This is a genomic window from Enterobacter sp. WI-ESBL-E8 (assembly GCF_053364895.1).
The window spans coordinates 1443108-1465008 of the sequence record NZ_JBRWXJ010000001.1 but is presented as its reverse complement, the minus strand read 5'-3'; the positions used below and the strand labels follow the sequence as shown (position 1 = coordinate 1465008).

The 21901-nt window shown below is 59.2% G+C and carries 22 protein-coding genes and 1 riboswitch; of the genes, 8 read left to right on the top strand and 14 right to left on the bottom strand.

Annotated elements, in window-relative coordinates; genetic code table 11:
* Positions 1-9: 9 nt before the first annotated feature.
* A complete protein-coding gene (locus ACWHWP_RS06985; RefSeq protein ID WP_042715003.1) occupies positions 10-1116 on the top strand; it encodes an ABC transporter permease in 1107 nt (368 codons plus the stop codon).
* Here ACWHWP_RS06985 and ACWHWP_RS06980 read toward each other — a convergent pair.
* Complete coding sequence (locus tag ACWHWP_RS06980) at positions 1078-1488, bottom strand: YbhQ family protein (protein ID WP_014883088.1); 411 nt, start codon at positions 1486-1488, stop codon at positions 1078-1080. The two genes, ACWHWP_RS06985 and ACWHWP_RS06980, sit on opposite strands and share 39 nt — an antisense overlap.
* A gap of 133 nt (positions 1489-1621) precedes the next feature.
* Between ACWHWP_RS06980 and ACWHWP_RS06975 the strand changes: the two genes are divergently transcribed.
* The 3 genes from ACWHWP_RS06975 to ACWHWP_RS06965 are packed head-to-tail and all read left to right on the top strand — an operon-like array spanning position 1622 to position 4580.
* Positions 1622-2383, top strand: coding sequence for an endonuclease/exonuclease/phosphatase family protein (locus ACWHWP_RS06975; RefSeq protein ID WP_047347024.1), 762 nt, complete (start codon positions 1622-1624; stop codon positions 2381-2383).
* Positions 2380-3618 (top strand): cardiolipin synthase ClsB, encoded by a 1239-nt coding sequence (clsB, locus tag ACWHWP_RS06970; protein ID WP_063955568.1) that lies wholly within the window; start codon positions 2380-2382, stop codon positions 3616-3618. Before ACWHWP_RS06975 ends, clsB begins: the two co-directional genes overlap by 4 nt.
* Positions 3618-4580: a lysylphosphatidylglycerol synthase domain-containing protein gene (locus tag ACWHWP_RS06965; RefSeq protein WP_447855296.1), complete on the top strand. Its 963-nt coding sequence runs from the start codon at positions 3618-3620 to the stop codon at positions 4578-4580. Before clsB ends, ACWHWP_RS06965 begins: the two co-directional genes overlap by 1 nt.
* A gap of 114 nt (positions 4581-4694) precedes the next feature.
* On the opposite strand, the gene ACWHWP_RS06960 is transcribed toward ACWHWP_RS06965, so the two are convergent.
* From ACWHWP_RS06960 to moaA, 6 genes are all read right to left on the bottom strand, one after another.
* A complete protein-coding gene (locus tag ACWHWP_RS06960) occupies positions 4695-5402 on the bottom strand; it encodes a Bax inhibitor-1/YccA family protein (RefSeq protein WP_063430017.1) in 708 nt (235 codons plus the stop codon).
* 64 nt (positions 5403-5466) lie between these two features.
* Positions 5467-5919 (bottom strand): molybdopterin synthase catalytic subunit MoaE, encoded by a 453-nt coding sequence (gene moaE / locus ACWHWP_RS06955; protein WP_059310739.1) that lies wholly within the window; start codon positions 5917-5919, stop codon positions 5467-5469.
* Between the two features lies 1 nt (position 5920).
* Complete coding sequence (moaD, locus tag ACWHWP_RS06950) at positions 5921-6166, bottom strand: molybdopterin synthase sulfur carrier subunit (protein WP_059310740.1); 246 nt, start codon at positions 6164-6166, stop codon at positions 5921-5923.
* Positions 6159-6644, bottom strand: coding sequence for a cyclic pyranopterin monophosphate synthase MoaC (gene moaC / locus ACWHWP_RS06945; RefSeq protein ID WP_049008689.1), 486 nt, complete (start codon positions 6642-6644; stop codon positions 6159-6161). Before moaC ends, moaD begins: the two co-directional genes overlap by 8 nt.
* A gap of 3 nt (positions 6645-6647) precedes the next feature.
* On the bottom strand, positions 6648-7160 hold the full coding sequence (moaB, locus tag ACWHWP_RS06940; RefSeq protein WP_447855295.1) for a molybdenum cofactor biosynthesis protein B: 513 nt from the start codon (positions 7158-7160) through the stop codon (positions 6648-6650).
* 24 nt (positions 7161-7184) lie between these two features.
* Positions 7185-8174 (bottom strand): GTP 3',8-cyclase MoaA, encoded by a 990-nt coding sequence (moaA, locus tag ACWHWP_RS06935; protein ID WP_447855294.1) that lies wholly within the window; start codon positions 8172-8174, stop codon positions 7185-7187.
* Positions 8162-8296, bottom strand: a riboswitch (molybdenum cofactor riboswitch). It overlaps the preceding gene by 13 nt.
* Positions 8297-8522: 226 nt before the next feature.
* On the opposite strand from moaA, the gene yvcK reads away from it, so the two are divergent.
* Positions 8523-9431, top strand: coding sequence for a uridine diphosphate-N-acetylglucosamine-binding protein YvcK (yvcK, locus tag ACWHWP_RS06930; RefSeq protein ID WP_252000675.1), 909 nt, complete (start codon positions 8523-8525; stop codon positions 9429-9431).
* A gap of 86 nt (positions 9432-9517) precedes the next feature.
* Here the strand turns inward: yvcK and uvrB are convergent, their stop codons facing one another.
* Positions 9518-11533: an excinuclease ABC subunit UvrB gene (gene uvrB / locus ACWHWP_RS06925; protein ID WP_047347034.1), complete on the bottom strand. Its 2016-nt coding sequence runs from the start codon at positions 11531-11533 to the stop codon at positions 9518-9520.
* Between the two features lie 752 nt (positions 11534-12285).
* Here uvrB and ACWHWP_RS06920 point away from each other — a divergent pair.
* On the top strand, positions 12286-13008 hold the full coding sequence (locus ACWHWP_RS06920) for an ABC transporter ATP-binding protein (RefSeq protein ID WP_447855293.1): 723 nt from the start codon (positions 12286-12288) through the stop codon (positions 13006-13008).
* On the opposite strand, the gene bioD is transcribed toward ACWHWP_RS06920, so the two are convergent.
* The 4 genes from bioD to bioB are packed head-to-tail and all read right to left on the bottom strand — an operon-like array spanning position 12971 to position 16598.
* Positions 12971-13672: a dethiobiotin synthase gene (bioD, locus tag ACWHWP_RS06915; RefSeq protein ID WP_447855292.1), complete on the bottom strand. Its 702-nt coding sequence runs from the start codon at positions 13670-13672 to the stop codon at positions 12971-12973. The genes ACWHWP_RS06920 and bioD overlap by 38 nt on opposite strands.
* Positions 13665-14420 carry a malonyl-ACP O-methyltransferase BioC gene (gene bioC / locus ACWHWP_RS06910; protein WP_447855291.1) on the bottom strand — a complete coding sequence of 252 codons (756 nt, stop codon included), beginning with the start codon at positions 14418-14420 and terminating at the stop codon, positions 13665-13667. Before bioC ends, bioD begins: the two co-directional genes overlap by 8 nt.
* Positions 14404-15561: an 8-amino-7-oxononanoate synthase gene (gene bioF / locus ACWHWP_RS06905; protein WP_447855290.1), complete on the bottom strand. Its 1158-nt coding sequence runs from the start codon at positions 15559-15561 to the stop codon at positions 14404-14406. The genes bioC and bioF overlap by 17 nt, the downstream gene beginning before the upstream one ends.
* Entirely contained in the window at positions 15558-16598 is a 1041-nt protein-coding gene (bioB, locus tag ACWHWP_RS06900; protein WP_047347038.1) for a biotin synthase BioB, read from the bottom strand. Before bioB ends, bioF begins: the two co-directional genes overlap by 4 nt.
* 86 nt (positions 16599-16684) lie before the next feature.
* On the opposite strand from bioB, the gene bioA reads away from it, so the two are divergent.
* Entirely contained in the window at positions 16685-17974 is a 1290-nt protein-coding gene (gene bioA, locus ACWHWP_RS06895; protein ID WP_072250609.1) for an adenosylmethionine--8-amino-7-oxononanoate transaminase, read from the top strand.
* Between the two features lie 48 nt (positions 17975-18022).
* The gene (locus ACWHWP_RS06890; RefSeq protein WP_059310929.1) at positions 18023-18499 is read left to right on the top strand and encodes a kinase inhibitor; all 477 of its coding nucleotides are present in this window, start codon (positions 18023-18025) and stop codon (positions 18497-18499) included.
* Positions 18500-18584: 85 nt separating this feature from the next.
* On the opposite strand, the gene hutH is transcribed toward ACWHWP_RS06890, so the two are convergent.
* Positions 18585-20105, bottom strand: a complete 1521-nt coding sequence (hutH, locus tag ACWHWP_RS06885) for a histidine ammonia-lyase (protein ID WP_447855289.1) — start codon at positions 20103-20105, stop codon at positions 18585-18587.
* A complete protein-coding gene (gene hutU / locus ACWHWP_RS06880; protein ID WP_447855288.1) occupies positions 20102-21790 on the bottom strand; it encodes a urocanate hydratase in 1689 nt (562 codons plus the stop codon). Before hutU ends, hutH begins: the two co-directional genes overlap by 4 nt.
* Positions 21791-21901: the final 111 nt, after the last annotated feature.

Genomic DNA, 21901 nt, shown 5'->3' with positions numbered 1-21901 from the left:
GGAGCGAACATGTTTCATCGTTTATGGACGTTAATACGCAAAGAGCTGCAGTCCCTGCTGCGCGAGCCGCAGACGCGCGCCATTCTGGTCTTGCCGGTGCTGATCCAGGTTTTACTGTTCCCGTTTGCCGCCACCCTTGAGGTGACCAACGCCACCATCGCCATTTACAACGAAGACAACGGCAAACATTCCGTCGAGCTGACGCAGCGCTTTGCCCGTGCGAAGGCCTTTACCCACATCCTGCTGCTGAAAAGCCCGCAGGCGATCCAGCCCACTATCGACACGCAAAAAGCGCTGCTGCTGGTGCGTTTCCCGGCGGATTTTTCCCGCAATCTGGACACCTTCCAGACCGCGCCGATGCAGCTTATCCTCGACGGGCGTAACTCCAACAGCGCCCAGATAGCGGCCAACTATCTGCAGCAGGTGGTGAAGGATTACCAGCAGGAGCTAATGGAGGGTAAACCGAAGCCCAACAACAGCGAACTGGTGGTGCGTAACTGGTATAACCCGAATCTGGACTACAAATGGTTTGTGGTGCCGTCGCTGATCGCCATGATCACCACCATCGGGGTGATGATCGTCACCTCCCTGTCCGTTGCCCGCGAGCGCGAACAAGGCACGCTGGATCAGCTGCTGGTTTCCCCGCTCGCCACCTGGCAAATCTTCGTCGGCAAAGCGGTGCCGGCGCTGATTGTCGCCACCTTCCAGGCCACCATCGTGCTGGGCGTGGGAATCTGGGCCTATCAGATCCCGTTCGCCGGTTCGCTGGCGCTGTTTTACTTCACGATGGTGATTTACGGGCTGTCGCTGGTGGGGTTTGGGCTGCTGATCTCGGCGCTTTGCTCAACCCAGCAGCAGGCGTTTATCGGGGTGTTCGTCTTTATGATGCCCGCGATCCTGCTCTCGGGGTATGTCTCGCCGGTTGAGAATATGCCGGTGTGGCTACAGGATCTGACGTGGGTAAATCCTATTCGTCACTTTACGGACATCACCAAGCAAATCTATCTGAAGGATGCGAGTCTGGATATTGTCTGGGGAAGTTTGTGGCCGCTACTGGTCATTGCGGCCACGACGGGCTCAGTGGCGTACGCGATGTTTAGACGCAACATTGCGTAGCTTTTTCTCTTTGGTCAGCAATGAGACCACCGCTGGCCCTGCAAGGATAGCCAGACCGGCCAGGGCCAGCAGCAGGTTGTTTTGCAGCACCCGCGACAGCAGCCAAAGCACAATCATCGCGGCACCAAAGTACCAGGTGGTGGTGAGCTCTTCGAGCACGTCACCCACCTCGCGCCAGCGCGCTTCATGGTGACGCTGTAAGAACAGCATCGACAGCACGGTGACGCCATAAAGGACGCATAGCCCCAGGCCAACACGCACCAGCGTGCCGCTCATCCAGCCCATCACCAGTACGGCCACGACCAGTAAATGCAACATTATCTGCCAGCAACTCAGGCCAGTTGCGACACGAACGCGTTGTTGCCACTTCATGGCTTCTCTCCTGAAGGATTTTTCTCTGCTTAGTCAGACTACCGCACTTTACGGAAAATTCCGTAACGCCGCATCTTTTTGTGACGCCGACTACACTTTATTTTCATTGGGATAGTCACTCAGGAAGGAGCTTATGACGAAAAAAATGCAGCATTTCTCGCTTAAGGTGCTGACGATAAACATTCATAAAGGCTTCACAGCATTTAACCGCCGCTTCATTTTACCGGAGCTGCGCGACGCGGTGCGCACCGTCAGCGCGGATATTGTCTGCCTGCAGGAAGTGATGGGCGCGCACGAAGTGCATCCGCTCCACTTTGAGAACTGGCCCGACACGCCGCACTATGAATTTCTGGCCGACACCATGTGGAGTGATTACGCCTACGGCCGCAACGCGGTCTATCCGGAAGGGCATCACGGCAACGCGGTGCTGTCCCGTTACCCGATTGAATACTACGAAAACCGCGACGTTTCCGTCGGGGAGAGTGAAAAACGCGGGCTGCTTTACTGCCGCATTACGCCGCCCGATCTTGCCCTTCCCATCCATGTCGGCTGCGTTCATCTGGGCCTTCGCGAAGCCCATCGTCAGGCGCAGCTGAACATGCTGGCCGAATGGGCCAATGCGCTTCCCGAGGGTGAACCGGTGGTGGTGGCCGGCGATTTCAACGACTGGCGACAGCGGGCAAACCATCCGCTGAAGGTGGATGCCGGACTGGAGGAAATTTTCACCCGGGCGAACGGCAGGCCTGCGCGCACCTTCCCGGTCCGTTTCCCGCTGCTTCGGCTTGACCGGATCTACGTGAAAAACGCCCACGCCAGCAGCCCGACCGCCCTGGCGCTCCTCAACTGGCGGCATCTTTCCGACCATGCCCCGCTCAGCGCGGAGATCCACTTATGAAATGTTCCTGGCAGGAAGGCAACCGGATCACGCTGCTGGTCAACGGGGATGAGTACTACCCGGCCGTATTTAAAGCGATTGATAACGCTCAGCAGAAGGTGATCCTCGAAACCTTTATCTGGTTCGAAGACAACGTTGGCAAGCAGCTGCACAGCGTGCTGCTGCGCGCCGCCCGGCGCGGCGTCAAAATTGAAGTGCTGCTTGATGGCTATGGCTCGCCGGATCTCAGCGACGCGTTTGTCAATGAACTGACCGCCGCGGGCGTGGTGTTCCGCTACTACGATCCCGGCCCTCGCCTGTTCGGCATGCGTACCAACCTTTTCCGCCGGATGCACCGCAAAATTGTGGTGGTGGATGAGACGGTGGCGTTTGTCGGCGGCATTAACTACTCCGCTGAACATATGTCCGACTACGGCCCGGAAGCGAAGCAGGATTACGCCATTCGCATTGAAGGCCCGGTGGTTCAGGACATCTTGCTGTTTGAGCTGGAGAACCTGCCGGGTAAAGAGGCCGTTCGCCGCTGGTGGAAACGCCGCCATCGCCCGGAAGAGAACCGGAAGCCCGGCGAAGCGCAGGCGCTTTTCGTCTGGCGAGATAACGGCGAGCACCGGGACGACATTGAACGTCATTATCTTAAGATGCTCGCCAACGCGAAGCGCGAGGTCATCATCGCCAACGCCTACTTTTTCCCGGGCTATCGCCTGCTGCATGCCATGCGCAATGCGGCCCGGCGCGGCGTGCGCGTGAAGCTGATTGTGCAGGGCGAGCCGGATATGCCTATCGTCAAAGTCGGGGCGCGGCTGCTGTATAACTACCTGGTGAAGGGCGGCGTACAGATTTACGAATATCGCCGTCGGCCGCTGCACGGCAAGGTCGCGCTGATGGACGATCACTGGGCCACCGTGGGCTCCAGCAACCTCGATCCGCTGAGCCTATCGCTCAACCTTGAAGCCAACCTGATCATTCACGATCGCCAGTTTAATCAGACCCTGCGGGATAACCTGCAGGCCTTGATCGTCAATGACTGCGTGCGCGTGGATGAATCGATGGTTCCCAAACGCACCTGGTGGAACCTCGGCATCAGCGTGGTGGTGTTCCACTTCCTGCGTCACTTCCCGGCGATGGTCGGCTGGCTGCCGGCGCACACGCCGAAGCTGGCGCAGGTGGACCCGCCGGTACAGCCCGAAATGGAAACCCAGGACCGTGTTGAAGCGGAAGAGGGAGGCAAACCCTGATGTCGAAATCACATTCGCGCTGGCGGCTGGCAAAAAAGATCCTGACCTGGCTGTTTTTCATCGCCGTCGCGGTTCTGCTGGTGGTCTACGCGCAGAAGGTTGACTGGGAAGAAGTGTGGAAAGTTATCCGCAACTATAACCGGATGGTGCTGCTGGGCGCGACAGGGCTGGTTATCGTGAGCTATCTGATGTACGGCTGCTATGACCTGCTTGGCCGCGCCTACTGCGGCCACAAGCTGGCCAAGCGTCAGGTGATGCTGGTGTCGTTTATTTGTTATGCCTTCAACCTGACCCTGAGTACCTGGGTCGGGGGGATTGGCATGCGCTATCGCCTTTACTCGCGCCTCGGGCTGCCTGGCGGGACGATTACGCGCATTTTTTCCCTGAGCATCACCACCAACTGGCTGGGCTATATTCTGCTTGGCGGGGTGATATTCACTATCGGCGTGGTGCAACTGCCCGCGCACTGGTATATCGATGAAACCACCCTGCGCGTACTGGGCATCGTACTGCTGCTGATTATTGCCGTGTATCTCTGGGCCTGCGCGTTTGCAAAGCGCCGCCATATGACCATTAAGGGGCAAAAGCTGGTATTACCCTCGTGGAAGTTCGCGGTGCTGCAGATGGCCGTGTCCAGCGCCAACTGGATGGCGATGGGGGCGATTATCTGGCTGCTCATTGGTGAAGACGTGAATTACTTCTTCGTGCTGGGCGTGCTGCTGGTGAGCAGTATTGCCGGGGTGATCGTGCATATTCCGGCGGGGATCGGCGTGCTCGAGGCGGTCTTTATTGCGTTGCTTGCGGGGGAGCATGTCTCTCAGGGAACGATTATCGCCGCCCTGCTGGCGTACCGCATGATCTATTACTTCCTGCCGCTGGCGCTGGCAACGGTCTGTTATCTGGTGCTGGAGAGCCGGGCGAAGAAGCTGCGGGCGAAGAACGAGAAGGCGATGGCCAAATAATTTTAGTCGGGTCGCCCTGCGGTCTTTTCTCCCTCTCCCACAGGGAGAGGGAGAAAAGACCGCACCGTGCAATCCCCTCTCCCTGAGGGAGAGGGTTAGGGTGAGGGGAAATAACTAGCGACGGTTGCCTAAAATCCGCAGCAGCATCAGGAACAGGTTGATGAAGTCCAGATACAGCGTCAGCGCGCCCAGGATTGAGTATTTGCGCAGGTTTGAACTGTCGCGCACGTCAATCTGCTCGCCGATGTTTTTCAGCTTCTGGGTGTCATACGCCGTCAACCCAACGAAGATCACCACCCCGATGTAGGTCACTGCCCACATCAGCGCTTCGCTCTTCAGCCACAGGTTCACCAGCGACGCCAGCACAATCCCGATCAGCCCCATAAACAGCATGCTGCCAAAGCCGCTCAGATCGCGCTTCGTGGTGTAGCCGTAGAGGCTCATCGCACCGAACATCCCGCCGGCCACCACGAAGGTGCTGGCGATGGAAGAGTAGGTGTAAACGATGAAAATGCTGGAAAGCGTCAGCCCCGTCAGCGCCGAATAGAGCATAAACAGGGTTGTTGCCATTCCGGCACTCAGCTTTTGCACCAGACCCGAAAGCACAAACACCAGCGCCAGCTGTGCGATAATCAGCCCAAAGAAGGTGATTTTGCTGGAGAAGATAAACATCATCAGTTCAGGCGTATTCGCCGCATACCACGCGATAAACGCGGTAAGCAGCAGGCCAACCGTCATCCAGCCATAGACCTGAGCCATATACGTCTGCAGCCCGCTACGGGTCTGCTGTACTATTGAATCGGAACGCGGAAATCGGTCCATGATTCACTCCTGATTAAGATTAAGTAGACACACACGTTAAGATTAACACATCCACGTAAACCGACTACCAACGGCTGGCGGCCTGTTTATCGCTGTCGCGAGATTCAACCCACCGATCGCCTTCCGGCGTGGCCTCACGCTTCCAGAACGGCGCTTTGGTTTTGAGGTAATCCATAATGAACTCACCTGCCGCAAACGCGCTGCTGCGGTGTGCGCTGGTCACCCCGACAAAAACAATCTCCTCGCCGGGCCACATCTCGCCGATGCGGTGAATCACCGTGATGCGTCCGAGCGGCCAGCGGCCTCGCGCCTCGACCACAATCTCCGCCAGCGATTTCTCGGTCATGCCTGGATAGTGCTCCAGCGTCAGTGCCTTCACGCTGTCGCCGAGGTTGTGGTTGCGCACTTTACCGGTGAAGGTCACGACCGCACCATCTTCGTCACGCTCTGCCAGCCAGCTGTATTCTGTCCCGACGCTGAAGCGCTCGGGACCTACCAGAATTCGGGTCTCAGCCATCTTAGCCCCCCGTTACCGGTGGGAAGAAGGCCACTTCATCCCCTGCCTTCAGAGGATGGGTGAACTCCACCAGCGTCTGGTTAACGGCGGCCAGCAGCTTGCCTTCGTCCAGCGCCAGCGCCCAGCGGTCGCCTTGTGCCGCCAGATGCGCGCGCAGGGCGGCAACGTTTTCAAATGGCGCGTCCAGCGTCAGGCTGTCGGTGTTGACCAGCTCGCGCACCTGCGCAAAAAAGAGCACCTTAATCATGACTGTCCACCTTAAAATCACCGGATTTGCCGCCGCTTTTTGCCAGCAGGCGAACCGGGCCAATCACCATATCTTTCTGCACCGCTTTGCACATGTCGTAGATGGTCAGCGCGGCGACAGAGGCCGCCGTCAGCGCTTCCATCTCCACGCCGGTTTTCCCGGTTAAGCGGCAGAGCGATTCAATGCGCACGCGGCTGTGCTCCGGCTGCGCCTGAAGATTTACTTCCACTTTACTCAGCATCAGCGGGTGGCACAGCGGGATGAGATCCCAGGTGCGCTTGGCGGCCTGAATCCCTGCAATGCGCGCGGTAGCAAACACGTCACCCTTGTGGTGACTGCCGTCGATAATCATCGCCAGGGTTTCCGGCAGCATGGTGACGAACGCTTCGGCGCGCGCCTCGCGCACCGTTTCCGCTTTGGCGGAGACATCCACCATATGCGCTTCTCCAGCGGCGTTAATGTGGGTCAGTTGTGACATAGCTTATTTCTTTAAATGGGGATGGAAATTACACGGACGGGTACGGGCGTCCAGCTGCGGGGCAATAATATTGTCCCATGCGGTGCGGCAGGCCTTCGTCGAGCCGGGCATGGCGAAAATCAGCGTGTTGTTTGCCACACCGGCCACCGCGCGAGACTGCAGCGTGGAGGTACCAATCTCTTCAAAGGAGAGCATACGGAACACTTCGCCGAAGCCTTCCACTTCGCGATCGAACAGCGGGAGCAGCGCTTCGGGCGCCTGGTCGCCTGCGGTAAAGCCGGTGCCGCCGGTGATCAGCACCACCTGCACCTCATCACTCGCAATCCACTGCGAAACCTGAGCGCGAATGGCGTAGCGGTTCTCCTTCACGATCGCTTTATCGACGATGTTATGCCCCGCGTCATGGGCCGCCTCGCGCAGCCAGTGGCCGGAGGTGTCATCCTCTTCGCCACGGCGGTCGGAAACGGTAAGGATAGCAATGCGTGTCGGGATAAATTCTGCGCTTACCTGACTCATCTTCTGATTCCTTCTTAAGCCTGATTACCCGCCGATGTAGGACAGGTTCTGAGTAATGCCGGTATTGCCCTGATGCAGGAAGTGGGTCTGTTTTTTATGCGTCAGCGCTTCAGAAATGCGTGCTTCAAGCGCGTCCTGCTGCGCATCGTCTTCCAACAGATCGCGAAGGTCCACGCCGCCGTCGCCGAACAGGCAAAGGTGGAGCTTGCCAACGGAAGAGACGCGCAGGCGGTTGCAGCTGGCGCAGAAGTCTTTCTCATAGGGCATGATGAGCCCAATTTCCCCTTCGTAATCAGGATGGCAGAAGACCTGCGCCGGGCCGTCGCTGCGCTGGCGGATCTGATGGATCCAGCCGCGTTTCAGCAGCTCGTCGCGCAGCACCATGCCGGAGATATGATGGCGGCGGAACAGCTCGCTCCCCTCGCCCGTCTCCATCAGCTCAATAAAGCGCAGTTGAATGGGGCGAGATTTGATCCACGCCAGGAAGGTGTCCAGCTGATGGTGGTTGACGTCGCGCATCAGCACCGTGTTGACTTTGACCTTCTCGAACCCGGCGCTAAACGCCGCGTCGATGCCGTCCATCACCTGGCGGAATTTATCCTGACCGGTAATGGCGTGAAACTGGCGGGCATCCAGACTGTCCACGCTGACGTTGATGGCGGTCAGGCCGGCATCACGCCAGGCGGCCACGTCGCGGGCCATACGGTATCCGTTGGTGGTTACCGCAATCTGACGAATGCGTTCGTTTTCACGCACGGCGGCAATGATGTCGGGAAAATCGCGGCGCAGCGAAGGTTCACCGCCGGTCAGACGCACTTTTTCGGTGCCGAGCTCAGAGAAGGCGCGCGTGACGCGGCGCACTTCATCCACGGAGAGAAAGCCGTTATTGGTGACGCTGCCCGGTTTGTAGCCGTCGGGCAGGCAGTAGGTGCAACGGAAGTTGCACACGTCGGTAATCGACAGACGTAAGTAATAAAACTTACGCGCGAAAGCATCAGTAAGTTGTGAAGCCATGTACACCTTTCCAGATATGGGAGGCACAGTCATTTCTTTCTGTACCCTGGTGGCATATTCGCCACGGCCAGAGCGCCATATCTTTCGACACAGGCACAAAGGCTAGAGTGTATGTTTTCAAATTTGAAAACGTGGTTATGGCGATAGTAGCGCGTAAATCAACTCTTCGCTATTCTCGCTTAACGCTATATAAACAACTACATAACGACATAATTGTGTATTTTCACTACAGAATACGCAAAAACAGCATCTTCGCATTGATATGCGTCATTTTGCGTCCGGTGAGGCATCGTCTTTTAGGGGTAGTTAGGGTAGTGTTACGCACATTGAACGTGATAAGGAATGTGTATGCGCAATCGCACTTTTGCGGATCTTGACCGTGTGGTCGCACTCGGCGGAGGCCACGGTCTGGGCCGGGTGATGTCCTCTTTGTCTTCACTCGGCTCAAGGCTGACAGGGATCGTGACCACAACGGATAACGGCGGCTCTACGGGGCGCATCCGACGTGCAGAAGGGGGTATCGCCTGGGGCGATATGCGCAACTGTCTGAACCAGCTGATTACCGAACCGAGCGTTGCATCTGCAATGTTTGAGTACCGTTTCGGCGGTAACGGCGAACTTTCCGGGCATAACCTCGGAAATTTAATGCTTAAAGCTCTGGATCACCTGAGCGTGCGCCCGCTGGAAGCCATCAATTTGATACGAAATCTCCTGAAAGTGGATGCGTTCCTTATCCCGATGTCTGAGCAGCCGGTCGATCTGATGGCCATCGACGCGGAAGGTCATGAAGTTTACGGCGAGGTGAATATCGATCAGCTCATTCTGCCGCCGAAAGAGCTGATGACCTACCCAAGCGTTCCCGCCACGCGCGAAGCGGTTGAGGCCATTGCTGAAGCGGATGTGATCCTGATCGGTCCGGGCAGTTTTTACACCAGCCTGATGCCTATTTTGCTGGTGAAAGAGCTGGCCCAGGCGCTGCGCCGCACCCCTGCCCCGATGGTCTACATCGGTAACCTGGGGCGCGAACTGAGCCCGGCAGCCGCAAGCCTGTCGCTGGCGGACAAGCTGAGCCTGATGGAGCAGTACGTCGGGAAGAAAATTATCGACGGCGTGGTGGTGGGGCCTAAAGTCGACGTGTCCGGGATTGGGGATCGTCTGGTGGTGCAGGAGCCGCTGGAGGCCAGCGATATTAAATATCGCCATGACCGCCATCTGCTGCGCGAAGCGCTGGAGAAGGCGATTCAGGCGCTGGGTTAACAACCCCCGGTGGCGCTGCGCTTACCGGGGCTACAAGGGGCACTTAACCCGTAGGCCCGATAAGCGCAGCGCCACCGGGCAAGAAGCTACGATGCTGCAATAAACAGATCCCGCAGCTGATGGAGCTGGTCGCGGATCTGCGCCGCCTCTTCGAACTCCAGGTTCTGCGCGTGCTGCATCATCTGCCCTTCCAGCTCGTGGATTTTCTGCTGCAGCGCTTTCGGCGTCAGCACGACGGTATCTTCTTCCACCACTGAACGCGCCTTGCCGCGGCCTTTCGCTTTGGTTTTGGCAATGTTCTGACCCAGTGCCAGAATATCGACCACCTTCTTGTTCAGCCCCTGCGGGGTAATGCCGTGCTCTTCGTTGTAGCGCTGCTGCTTCTCGCGACGGCGCTCCGTTTCGCCAATCGCTTTCGCCATCGACGGGGTGATTTTGTCACCGTACAGAATCGCTTTCCCGTTGACGTTACGCGCGGCGCGGCCAATGGTCTGGATCAGAGAGCGTTCAGAACGCAGGAAGCCCTCTTTATCCGCATCCAGGATCGCCACCAGCGAGACTTCCGGCATATCCAGACCTTCTCGCAGCAGGTTGATCCCCACCAGCACGTCAAACTCGCCCAGACGCAGGTCGCGGATAATCTCCATTCGCTCCACGGTATCGATATCCGAGTGCAGATAACGCACCTTCTCGCCGTGCTCTTCGAGGTACTCGGTCAGGTCTTCCGCCATGCGCTTGGTGAGCGTGGTTACCAGCACGCGCTCGTTGATGGCGGAACGGGCACGGATCTCGGAGAGCAGATCGTCCACCTGCGTCGCCACGGGACGCACCTCGATAATCGGGTCCAGCAGCCCGGTCGGACGCACCACCTGGTCAACCACGTCCTCGCCGGATTTCTCCAGCTCGTAGTTCCCCGGGGTCGCCGACACGTAGATGGTCTGCGGGGCCAGCGCCTCGAATTCTTCAAACTTCATCGGGCGGTTATCCAGCGCCGACGGCAGGCGGAAGCCGTACTCCACCAGCGTCTCTTTACGCGCGCGGTCACCGCGATACATCCCGCCAATCTGCGGGATAGTGACGTGGGATTCATCGATCACCAGCAAACCGTCTGCCGGAAGATAGTCAAACAGCGTCGGCGGTGGCTCGCCCGGCCCGCGGCCGGAGAGGAAACGGGAGTAGTTTTCGATGCCGGAGCAGTAGCCCAGCTCGTTCATCATCTCCAGATCAAACTGGGTACGCTGGCTCAGGCGCTGCTCTTCCAGCAGCTTGTTGTTGGCCAGCAGCACCTTACGGCGGTCTGCCAGCTCCACTTTAATCTCTTCCATCGCCTGCACGATACGCTCGCGCGGCGTCACGTAGTGCGTTTTCGGGTAGATGGTGAAACGCTGAATCACCGACTCAATATGTCCCGTCAGCGGGTCGAACAGCGAGAGGCGTTCGACCTCTTCGTCAAACAGCTCAACGCGCAGCGCCATATCGTCCGATTCCGCCGGGAAGATGTCGATCACTTCACCGCGTACGCGGAACGTCCCGCGCTGGAACGCCTGGTCGTTACGGGTGTACTGCAGCTCCGCCAGACGGCGCAAAATCGCCCGCTGGTCGATGATCATCCCCTGCGTCAGGTGCAACATCATCTTCAGATACAGATCCGGGTCGCCCAGACCGTAGATAGCGGAAACCGACGCCACGACGACCACATCGCGACGCTCGAGCAGCGCCTTCGTGGCTGAAAGACGCATCTGCTCAATGTGCTCGTTTACCGAAGCATCTTTCTCAATGAAGGTGTCAGAGCTCGGGACATAGGCTTCGGGCTGATAGTAATCGTAGTAGGAGACGAAATACTCCACCGCGTTGTCCGGGAAGAACTCTTTCATCTCGCCGTAAAGCTGTGCGGCCAGGGTTTTGTTGGGCGCCAGCACCATCGTGGGGCGCTGCAGGTCAGCGATCACGTTGGCGATGGTAAACGTTTTGCCGGAGCCGGTTACCCCCAGCAGCGTCTGGTGTGCCAGCCCATCTTCCAGCCCCTCTTCCAGACGGCGGATGGCCTCGGGCTGATCCCCCGAAGGACGGAAAGCAGAATTCAATTTGAACGGTTTACTCATGGGCGACAACCTGATGACGTTATAAGCGGCAGGTGAGTAATTTTACTCGTTGTGGCCAGGAATGCCAGTAAAAAACACTGGATGAAAAACCAGTAGCATGTCACGATATTTAGAGTAGCGCCTGAATGATTAGCGCGATAGCGGCCAAAATTTGGACTGTGACAACATAAAACACCAGTCAGGACAGGTTATCCCCAGAACTTTTTCTTTTTTAACATTTGTCAAGCCAGGTAATGATAGTTTTATGGCAACGGGTGACACTTTCATGACGGGAATTGCTTTTATCTAACCAGTTAAATTATAAACGATATTTTCTAAAGCCGCGTTTCGCGCCAATTTGGGCGAAAGCCGCGTCGCCTCTCGCTTATCGCGTGTTTTCTAACTCTAATGCACATGGTTATCCACAGGAATAGTGGATAACTGCTTCCAGCCCATGCAGACAGGCGCTCGGCAAATTCCCGGATTTTCCCACGAACCGGCAGGAAAAAATTTTTATAGCTATTTTTTGATGATTAACAGTTGAGTCATTCATAACCAACCGATGAGATATTGCTCACATTTTCATCATTTCTGACCCTGCACCACAACTCACCACCGCCGGCACCGTCGATGTGCAATCCCTCTGGTTTTACACCGCTCTCCTGTGACTTATTCCTAAAAAAGTCGCTTTTTTAGTCACTTTGCACTTTCTGGCAGGGGTTTTGCACAATCCAGAACGTGCCTCACCTACACACATTTTTAAGGAGAGAAAGATGTTGAGTCTGCGTGCAGTGAACCAGTTTTACGGAAGCCAACATACGCTATGGAACGTGGATTTAGATTTTCCGCAAGGGATGTGTACAGGCGTCGTTGGCCTGCCGGGCATGGGGAAAACCACCCTCATGAATTGCATCGCCGGAAAAGTGCCCGTCGAAAGCGGCACCATCATCTGGCATGAGGCGGGCGCGCCGCCGCGTGATTTGCTAAGCCAGGTGCCAGAACAGCGTTCAGGGCCGGGGATAGGCTATGTCCCGCAGGACAGGCGGATCTTCTCCCAGCTGACGATTGAGGAGAATTTGCATATCGCCATGCGGGCGATGGGCAAGCCCGACCCGGAAGCGAAAAGTGAGGTGTATGACCTGTTCCCGGAACTCTACGCGCTGCGTCAGACTCGGGGCAACGCCCTTTCGCCAGACGACCAGTACCAGTTGGCCCTGGCCAACGCGCTGGTAAACCGTCCGCGGATGCTGATTCTGGACGAGCCCCTGCACGGCGCAGGCCACGGTTTCGCGCATAAGCTGGGACAGCTGCTGGTGCGCTTAAACCGAGAGCTGGGGATGACGGTGCTGCTGGCTGAACAGCAACTGTCGTTTATTCGCCGGGTGGCGGATCGTTTTTGCATGCTTTATCGCGGGCGTAACGTGGCCCAGGGCCACGTTAACGAACTGGACGATGAGCTTATTGCCCACTGGATGTCGCTGGAAGCAAGGCGCTGAGGTCAAGATAGCGCCCGGTTTCGGCACGTTCGGCATCCTCCGCAAGCCACGGGATCTCCCCGAGGAATGGGGCGGGAAGAACCCGCTTGAGCGTTGCCAGGTACTCCTGATGCCGCTTGCCGGGGGCAACCACGTCGTTGGCTATCCAGCCCGCCAGGCGCAGTCCTGCCTGCGAAACGGCCTGCGCGGTCAACATAGCATGGTTGATACAGCCGAGCTTCACCCCTACGACCAGAATGACCGGGAGCTGCTCGCGTTGCACCCAGTCAGCAAACGTCTGCTCCTGCGAGAGCGGCGTAAACCAGCCGCCTGCGCCCTCCACCAGCACCCAGTCCGCCTGGCGTTCCAGCGCGCGTAATCCGGCCGAGAGCACGGTGAAATCAATCGGACGACCTTCGTCGGCGCTGATGATATGCGGCGACGTCGGCTCGGCAAAGGTGTACGGATTCACCGCTGAATAGGCGAGCTCAAGCGTGCTGTTCCGCTGGAGCGCCAGCGCGTCGGTGTTGCGTAACCCTTCCGCCGTCATCTCGCTGCCGGAAGCAACCGGCTTATACCCGGCGGTGTTTTTCCCAAGCTTTCGCGCCGCCTGAAGCAGCGCGGCGCTGGCAACCGTTTTACCCACTTCCGTATCCGTTCCGGTGACAAAATAGCGTTCAGTCACGTTCGATAACCCCATGAAAAAGTTGATAAGAGAGCGGGAAATGTCCCCGCGCCTGCGGCCAGGCCTGCTCCAGACGCTGCAGTTGACCCCGGGTGAGCGGTTTTTTCTCGCGTCCGGTATGCAGATGCGTGGCGCCAATCCCCTTCAGCGAGCGCATGGCGCTGAGCGCGTCGCTGAAATTGAGGGTGATGGTCTGCATCGCGCTGCGATAGCGCCGGCCTGCCAGCGCCTGCGTGACCCGCTCGTGTGATAAAAACCGGTTGGCGTGCGGCTGGCGATCTACCGCCCTCCAGGCCTGATTCAGCTCCGGTAACGAGCTTTCCAGCAGAGTGGTAAACGCCACGCTCCCGCCCGGACGCGCCACGCGGTAAAGCTCGCTTAAGGCCTGCGGCAGGCTGCTGCACCACTGCACGGCGAGATGGCTCCAGACCAAATCAAATTGCGCATCCGCCAGCGGAATCGCTTCGATATCACCGACCAGATAACGGTGCGCAGCCTGCTGCTGACGTGCCTCCGCAAGCATGTCGGATGACAGGTCGAGAGCCGTAACCTGGCCTCCCGCTTCGCGCCAGTAGCGGCTATTCCCGCCGGGACCGCACCCGGCGTCAAGCACCTGGGTAAAGCGCGTCTCGCCAAGCAGCGCCAGCAGCCCCTCTGCGCTCTGGCGCTGAAGCTCATCGTGTTGTGAATAGCTGCGCGCGGCACGGCCAAACGCCGCCGCAATGGCCTGCTTATTGACGGGCGACATTCAGCGCCTCCAGAAGGGCATCAATATCCTCTGCTTCGTGCGCCGCCGTGAGCGTCAGGCGCAGGCGGGCGGTACCCGGCGGCACGGTGGGCGGACGAATGGCCGTCACCCACATCCCCCGCTCGCGCAGCGCGTGCGCCAGCGTGAGCGCCAGGCTGTTTTCACCGACGATCGCCGGCTGGATCGCGCTCTGCGAATCGGTGCTCAGGAAGGGAAGCTGTGCCAGGCCCTGACGAAAACGCTGGATATGTTCCGCCAGACGCGCCCGGCGTTCATCGCCTTCTGCGCTGCGGATCACCGCCAGGGACGCTGACAGCGCCACGGCCTGCGCGGGCGGCATGCTGGTGCTGTAGATCAAATGCCGGGCAAACTGCAGCAGATAATCGGCGACGGGTTCGCTGCACAGCACGGCGGCCCCGCTCACGCCAAAGCCTTTGCCGAAGGTGACAACCAGCAGCTCCGGCTTCACGTTTTGCAGATGCGCGCTGCCGCGCCCTTCGTCGCCCATCACGCCAGTGCCGTGGGCATCATCAACCAGCAGCCAGGCGTTTTGCCGCTTTGCGGCGTCGTGCAGCGCGGCAAGCGGCGCGCTGTCGCCATCCATGCTGAACACCCCTTCCGTGACCACCAGCTGCTGCCCGTTACAGGGTTTATCCAGCAGCGCAGCGAGTTGCCCCGCATCGTTATGGGCGAAGCGGCGCAGCTGAGCCGGGCTTAAATTTGCCGCCTCCAGCAGGGAAGCGTGGCTTAAGCGGTCGGCGACAATGCGGTCGTCCTTGCCCATCAGGGCTGCAATGACCGCCTGATTGGCCGCAAAACCCGAGATAAACAGCAGCGCGCGCGGGTAGCCCAGCCAGTCGGCAAGCTCCTCCTCCAGCGCCCGGTGCGCCGTGGTGTATCCGCTGACGTGCCCGGAGCCGCCGCTGCCCACGCCGTACCGCTCCGCGCCCTGCTGCCAGGCGCGGATAATGGCCGGATGCTGGCTCAGCCCGAGATAATCGTTGCTGGAGAAGTTACAAAACCGCCGGTTCTCACGGGTAAGAAAACGGCCTGCGCCGTTTTCGACTACCCTGCGTACGCGAAACGCCTCTGCCGCCCGCCGCTCGTCGAGCGCGGAATGGATACGTGCCTCCCAGGTCATACGGCTGCCGCGTTGTAGAACTGGTCGGTGTCGGCGTTAAAAATCTGCTGCTCCAGCTGCTGCTGTTGCTCGTTATCGCCGGTCAACACCCCGGTCTGATGTGGGTTCAGCCCCAGCTTGCGGAACAGCTGAACGTCTTTGTCCTCTTCCGGGTTCGGCGTGGTCAGCAGCTTGCAGCCGTAGAAGATGGAGTTGGCCCCGGCCATAAAGCACATCGCCTGGGTCTGCTCGCTCATCTGTTCACGGCCCGCAGAGAGGCGAACGTACGAGGTCGGCATCATGATGCGCGCCACCGCGATGGTGCGGATAAAGTCAAACGCGTCCACGTCGTCGTTATCCGCCAGCGGCGTGCCTTTGACCTTCACCAGCATGTTGATCGGCACGCTTTCCGGCGGGGTCGGCAGGTTCGCCAGCTGCAGCAGCAGACCGGCGCGATCTTTCACCGTTTCACCTAAGCCCACGATGCCGCCCGAGCACACCTTGATCCCCGCGTCACGCACTTTATCAAGCGTGTCCAGACGCTCCTGATAGGTACGGGTGGTGATGATGTTGCCGTAAAACTCCGGCGAGGTGTCGAGGTTGTGGTTGTAGTAGTCCAGCCCGGCCGCCGAGAGGCGCTGCGCCTGCTCATCGTTCAGCGTGCCCAGCGTCATACAGGCTTCAAGGCCCATCTCCTTCACGCCCTTCACCATCTGCTCCAGATACGGCATGTCGCGATCGTGCGGGTTCTTCCACGCCGCGCCCATGCAAAAGCGGGTCGAGCCGGCGTTTTTCGCCTTACGCGCGGAGTCGAGCACCTGCTCAACCTCCATCAGCCGTTCGGATTCCAGGCCGGTTTTATAGCGCGCGCTCTGCGGGCAATATTTGCAGTCTTCCGGGCAGGCGCCGGTCTTGATCGACAACAGCGTGCTGACCTGAACGTGGCGAGGATCGAAGTGCTGACGGTGCACCTGTTGGGCTTCGAACATCAGCTCAAGGAAAGGTTTATTGAATAATTCAGTAACTTGCGACATCGTCCAGCGTGCGTGGTGAGCCATTGGGCTTCTCCAAAGGGTTTTGTTAATTTTCGGTTCGGTTTATACTCGTAAACCTAAAACTTTTCAAAATGGTTTACAAGTCGATTATGACCCAGGACGATCTCGCCTTCGACAAGCAGCATATCTGGCACCCTTACACCTCCACCACCCGCCCCCTGCCCGTCTATCCGGTAGCTTCGGCCCACGGCTGCGAGCTGCACCTCGCCAGCGGCGAGCAGCTGGTTGACGGGATGTCCTCCTGGTGGGCGGCCATTCACGGGTACAACCACCCGCGCCTGAATGCGGCGATGAAAGCGCAGATTGACCAGATGTCGCACGTGATGTTTGGCGGAATCACCCATCAGCCCGCGGTGGATTTGTGCCGCCGGCTGGTAGCGATGACGCCTGACTCGCTGGAGTGCGTGTTCCTGGCCGATTCCGGCTCCGTGGCGGTGGAAGTGGCGATGAAAATGGCGCTGCAGTACTGGCATGCAAAAGGCGAAACGCGCCAGCGGTTCCTCACCTTCCGCAACGGCTATCACGGGGATACCTTCGGAGCGATGTCGGTCTGCGATCCGGACAACTCCATGCACAGCCTGTGGAAAGGCTACCTGCCGGAAAACCTGTTTGCTCCGGCCCCGCAGAGCCGCTTCGACGGCGAGTGGAACGAGATGGACATGGTCGGCTTCGCGCGGCTGATGGCGGCGCATCGTCACGAGATTGCTGCCGTCATTCTTGAACCTATCGTGCAGGGCGCAGGCGGAATGCGGATGTACCACCCGGAATGGCTGAAGCGTATTCGCAAGATGTGCGACCGCGAGGGCATTCTGCTGATTGCCGATGAGATCGCGACCGGTTTTGGCCGCACCGGCAAGCTGTTTGCCTGCGAACATGCGGGTATCGCCCCGGATATTCTTTGCCTGGGCAAAGCGCTCACCGGCGGCACCATGACGCTCTCCGCCACGCTAACTACCCGTCACGTCGCCGATACCATCAGCGACGGCGAAGCGGGCTGCTTCATGCACGGCCCGACGTTTATGGGCAACCCGCTGGCCTGCGCGGTCGCGAGCGAAAGCCTTGCGATTCTGGAGAGCGGCGAGTGGCGAACGCAGGTTGCAGCGATTGAAGCGCAGCTGAAGGATGAGCTGAGCGCCGCCTCGGGCGCGAGTTTCGTGGCGGACGTCCGCGTGCTGGGCGCCATCGGGGTGATTGAAACCACCCATCCGGTGAATATGGCGGCGCTGCAGCGCTTCTTCGTGGACCAGGGCGTGTGGGTACGGCCCTTCGGCAAGCTTATCTACCTGATGCCGCCGTATATCATTACGCCCGTTCAGCTGCGCAAGCTCACCGCCGCCGTCGTCGAAGCCGTTAACAACCCCGCGCATTTCACGATTTAACCCTATGCGTTACACTTCCTGTACGAGTGATTAGCGAGGGTAAACCGTATGAAAATCATCAGTAAAGATCTGCGCGACGGCGAAAAACTCCCGGAACGCCACGTATTCAACGGCATGGGGTACCAGGGAGACAATATCTCCCCGCACCTGGCGTGGGATGAGGTTCCGGCCGGCACCAAAAGCTTTGTCGTCACCTGTTACGACCCGGATGCGCCTACCGGCTCCGGCTGGTGGCACTGGATAGTGGCGAACCTGCCCGCCGATACGCGCGTCCTGCCGCAGGGGTCCGGCTCTGACCTGGTTGCCCTGCCTGAAGGCGCCATTCAGACGCGCACCGATTTTGGTAAAGCGGGCTACGGCGGCGCGGCGCCGCCAAAAGGGGAAACCCACCGCTATATCTTCACGGTGCACGCGCTGGATGTGGACAAGATTGAGGTGGATGAAGGCGCGAGCGGCGCAATGGTAGGGTTTAACGTGCATTTCCATACGCTCGGGAGCGCGTCGATTACGGCGATGTACTCGTAAAAAAAGCCGGGTGGCGGCTACGCCTTACCCGGCCTACATTTCGGATTCGTAGGCCCGGTAAGCGCAGCGCCACCGGGCAAAAAAATCACAGCACCTGCGGCAACAACCCCACCAGACGCCCTTCTTCCAGAAGCTGCATCGCCTTATCAATATCCGGCGCAAAGAAGCGGTCATCATCGTAATGCGATACGTGCTCGCGCAACGTCTGACGCGCCTGCTCGAGCAGCGGGCTGGATTTCAGTCCTTCACGCAGGTCGATACCCTGACACGCCGCCAGCCATTCTACCGCCAGCACGCCACGGGTGTTGGAGGCCATCTCCCAGAGGCGACGCCCGGCGGCAGGTGCCATAGAGACGTGATCTTCCTGGTTGGCAGAGGTTGGCAGGCTGTCCACGCTGTGCGGGTGCGACAGGGCTTTGTTCTCGCTTGCCAGCGCCGCCGCGGTCACCTGCGCAATCATAAAGCCCGAGTTGACCCCGCCGTTACGCACCAGGAACGGTGGCAGCTGGGACATATGTTTATCCATCATCAGCGCAATGCGGCGCTCGGACAACGCGCCGACTTCGGCAATCGCCAGCGCGATATTATCCGCCGCCATTGCCACCGGCTCGGCGTGGAAGTTACCGCCGGAGACCACCTCGTTTTCCTGCGCGAACACCAGCGGGTTATCGGACACCGCGTTGGCTTCCACCAGCAGCACCTCCGCCGCCTGGCGCAGCTGGGTCAGACACGCGCCCATCACCTGCGGCTGGCAGCGCAGTGAATACGGATCCTGCACCTTGTCACAGTTGTGGTGCGAGTCCGCGATTTCACTGCTGTCGGTAAGCACGTGACGGTACATGCTGGCCGCATCAATCTGCCCGCGCTGGCCGCGCACGTCGTGGATGCGGGCATCGAACGGTCGACGTGAGCCCAGCACGGCTTCGGTGGTCAGCGCACCGCACACCACCGCCGAGGCAAACAGTTCTTCAGCTTCAAACAGGCCGCGCAGCGCGAAGGCGGTCGACGCCTGCGTGCCGTTAAGCAAAGCCAGCCCCTCTTTCGCCGCCAGCGTGATCGGGGTTAATCCCGCTTTTTTCAGCGCCTCTTTCGCGGGGAGCCACTCGCCCTGCCAGCGCGCTTTGCCTTCACCCAGCAGCAGCAGCGACATGTGCGCCAGCGGTGCAAGATCGCCGGAAGCGCCGACGGAACCTTTCGCCGGGATCCACGGATAGACTTCCGCATTCACCAGCGACATCAGCGCCTGGATCACGCTCAGGCGAATGCCGGAGAAGCCGCGCGCCAGGCTGTTGATTTTGAGCACCATCATCAGACGGACAATCTCATCGTCCAGCGGCTGGCCGACGCCCGCCGCGTGTGACAGCACCAGCGAGCGCTGTAAGTTTTCCAGATCGTGTGTCGCGATGCGGGTCTGCGCCAGCAGCCCAAAGCCGGTGTTAATGCCGTAGGCGGTGCGCCCTTCGGCAACAATCGCCTCCACGCAGGCCACGCTGTCGTTAATGGCGGCGTGGGCGCTTTCATCCAGCGAAAGGGTAACCGGTTTGCGCCAGACGCTACGCAGCTGTTTGAGGGTCAGCGATCCGGGAGTAATGGTTAACGCGTTCATGCAGGCTTTCCTTGTGTGGCAGGGATCATCGGCAGGTTTAGCCCCTGCTCTTTGGCACAGTCAATCGCAATGTCATAGCCGGCATCTGCGTGACGCATCACGCCGGTTGCCGGGTCGTTGTGCAATACGCGGGCGATACGCGCGGCGGCTTCATCGGTTCCGTCACAAACAATGACCATCCCGGAATGCTGGGAGAAGCCCATTCCTACGCCGCCACCGTGGTGCAGCGATACCCAGGTCGCGCCGCTGGCGGTATTCAACAGGGCGTTCAGCAGCGGCCAGTCGGAGACCGCATCGGAGCCGTCGCGCATGGCTTCCGTTTCGCGGTTCGGGCTGGCGACGGAGCCGGAGTCCAGATGGTCGCGGCCGATAACAATCGGCGCAGAGACTTCGCCGCTGCGTACCATTTCGTTAAAGGCAAGACCCAGCTTTTGCCGCCACTCCAGCCCTACCCAGCAGATACGCGCCGGTAAGCCCTGGAAGTTAATGCGCTCGCGGGCCATGTCCAGCCAGTGGTGAAGATGCTCGTCATCCGCGACGATCTCCTTCACTTTGGCATCGGTCTTGTAGATATCTTCCGGATCGCCGGACAGGGCAACCCAGCGGAACGGACCGATGCCGCGGCAGAACAGCGGGCGGATATAGGCCGGGACGAACCCCGGGAAGTCGAAGGCATTACTCACGCCCATCTCTTTCGCCATCTGGCGGATGTTGTTGCCGTAATCAAAGGTCGGAATGCCCATCCGGCTAAAGGCGAGCATGGCGGAGACGTGTTCTGCCATGGAACGTTTAGCGGCAAACACCGTGCCTTCCGGGTCGGTTTCCGCTTTCTGCTGATAGGCTTCCCACGTCCAGCCTTTTGGCAGATAGCCGTGCAGCGGGTCGTGCGCGCTGGTCTGGTCGGTCACTAAATCAGGACGCACGCCGCGAGCAACCAGCTCAGGAAGAACATCCGCCGCGTTGCCGCACAGGGCAATCGAGACCGCTTTGCCTTCGGCGGTGTATTTTTTGATGCGCGCCAGCGCATCGTCCAGGGTGGTCGCCTGCTCGTCGACGTAACGGGTACGCAGGCGGAAATCAATACGGCTCTGCTGGCACTCAATGTTCAATGAACATGCACCGGCAAGCGTGGCGGCCAGCGGCTGCGCGCCGCCCATGCCGCCGAGACCCGCGGTCAGCACCCAGCGGCCTTTCAGCGAGCCGTTATAGTGCTGGCGGCCGGCTTCCACGAAGGTTTCGTAGGTGCCCTGCACAATCCCCTGGCTGCCGATGTAGATCCAGCTGCCCGCGGTCATCTGGCCATACATCGCCAGCCCTTTGGTGTCGAGTTCGTTGAAATGTTCCCAGGTGGCCCAGTGCGGCACGAGGTTAGAGTTGGCGATCAGCACGCGCGGCGCGTTCTTGTGCGTTTTAAACACGCCCACCGGCTTGCCGGACTGCACCAGCAGGGTTTCGTCGTGTTCGAGTTCGGTCAGGGATTTTACAATTGCGTCATAGCATTCCCAGTTGCGCGCGGCGCGGCCTATGCCGCCGTAGACCACCAGCTCGTGGGGATTTTCCGCCACCTCAGGATCAAGGTTGTTCATCAACATGCGCAGCGGTGCTTCGGTGAGCCAGCTTTTGGCGGTAAGAGTGGTGCCGCGCGCGGCGCGGACATCCTGCTGGCGGTATTTACCTGACGACATTGTGTGCTCCTCATACGGGACAGTGATGCATTTAGATATACTTGTATAGACAAGCACACACAAGGTCAGATTTAACAAAAAAGATACAATTTTGTTATATTGCGTTAGCTA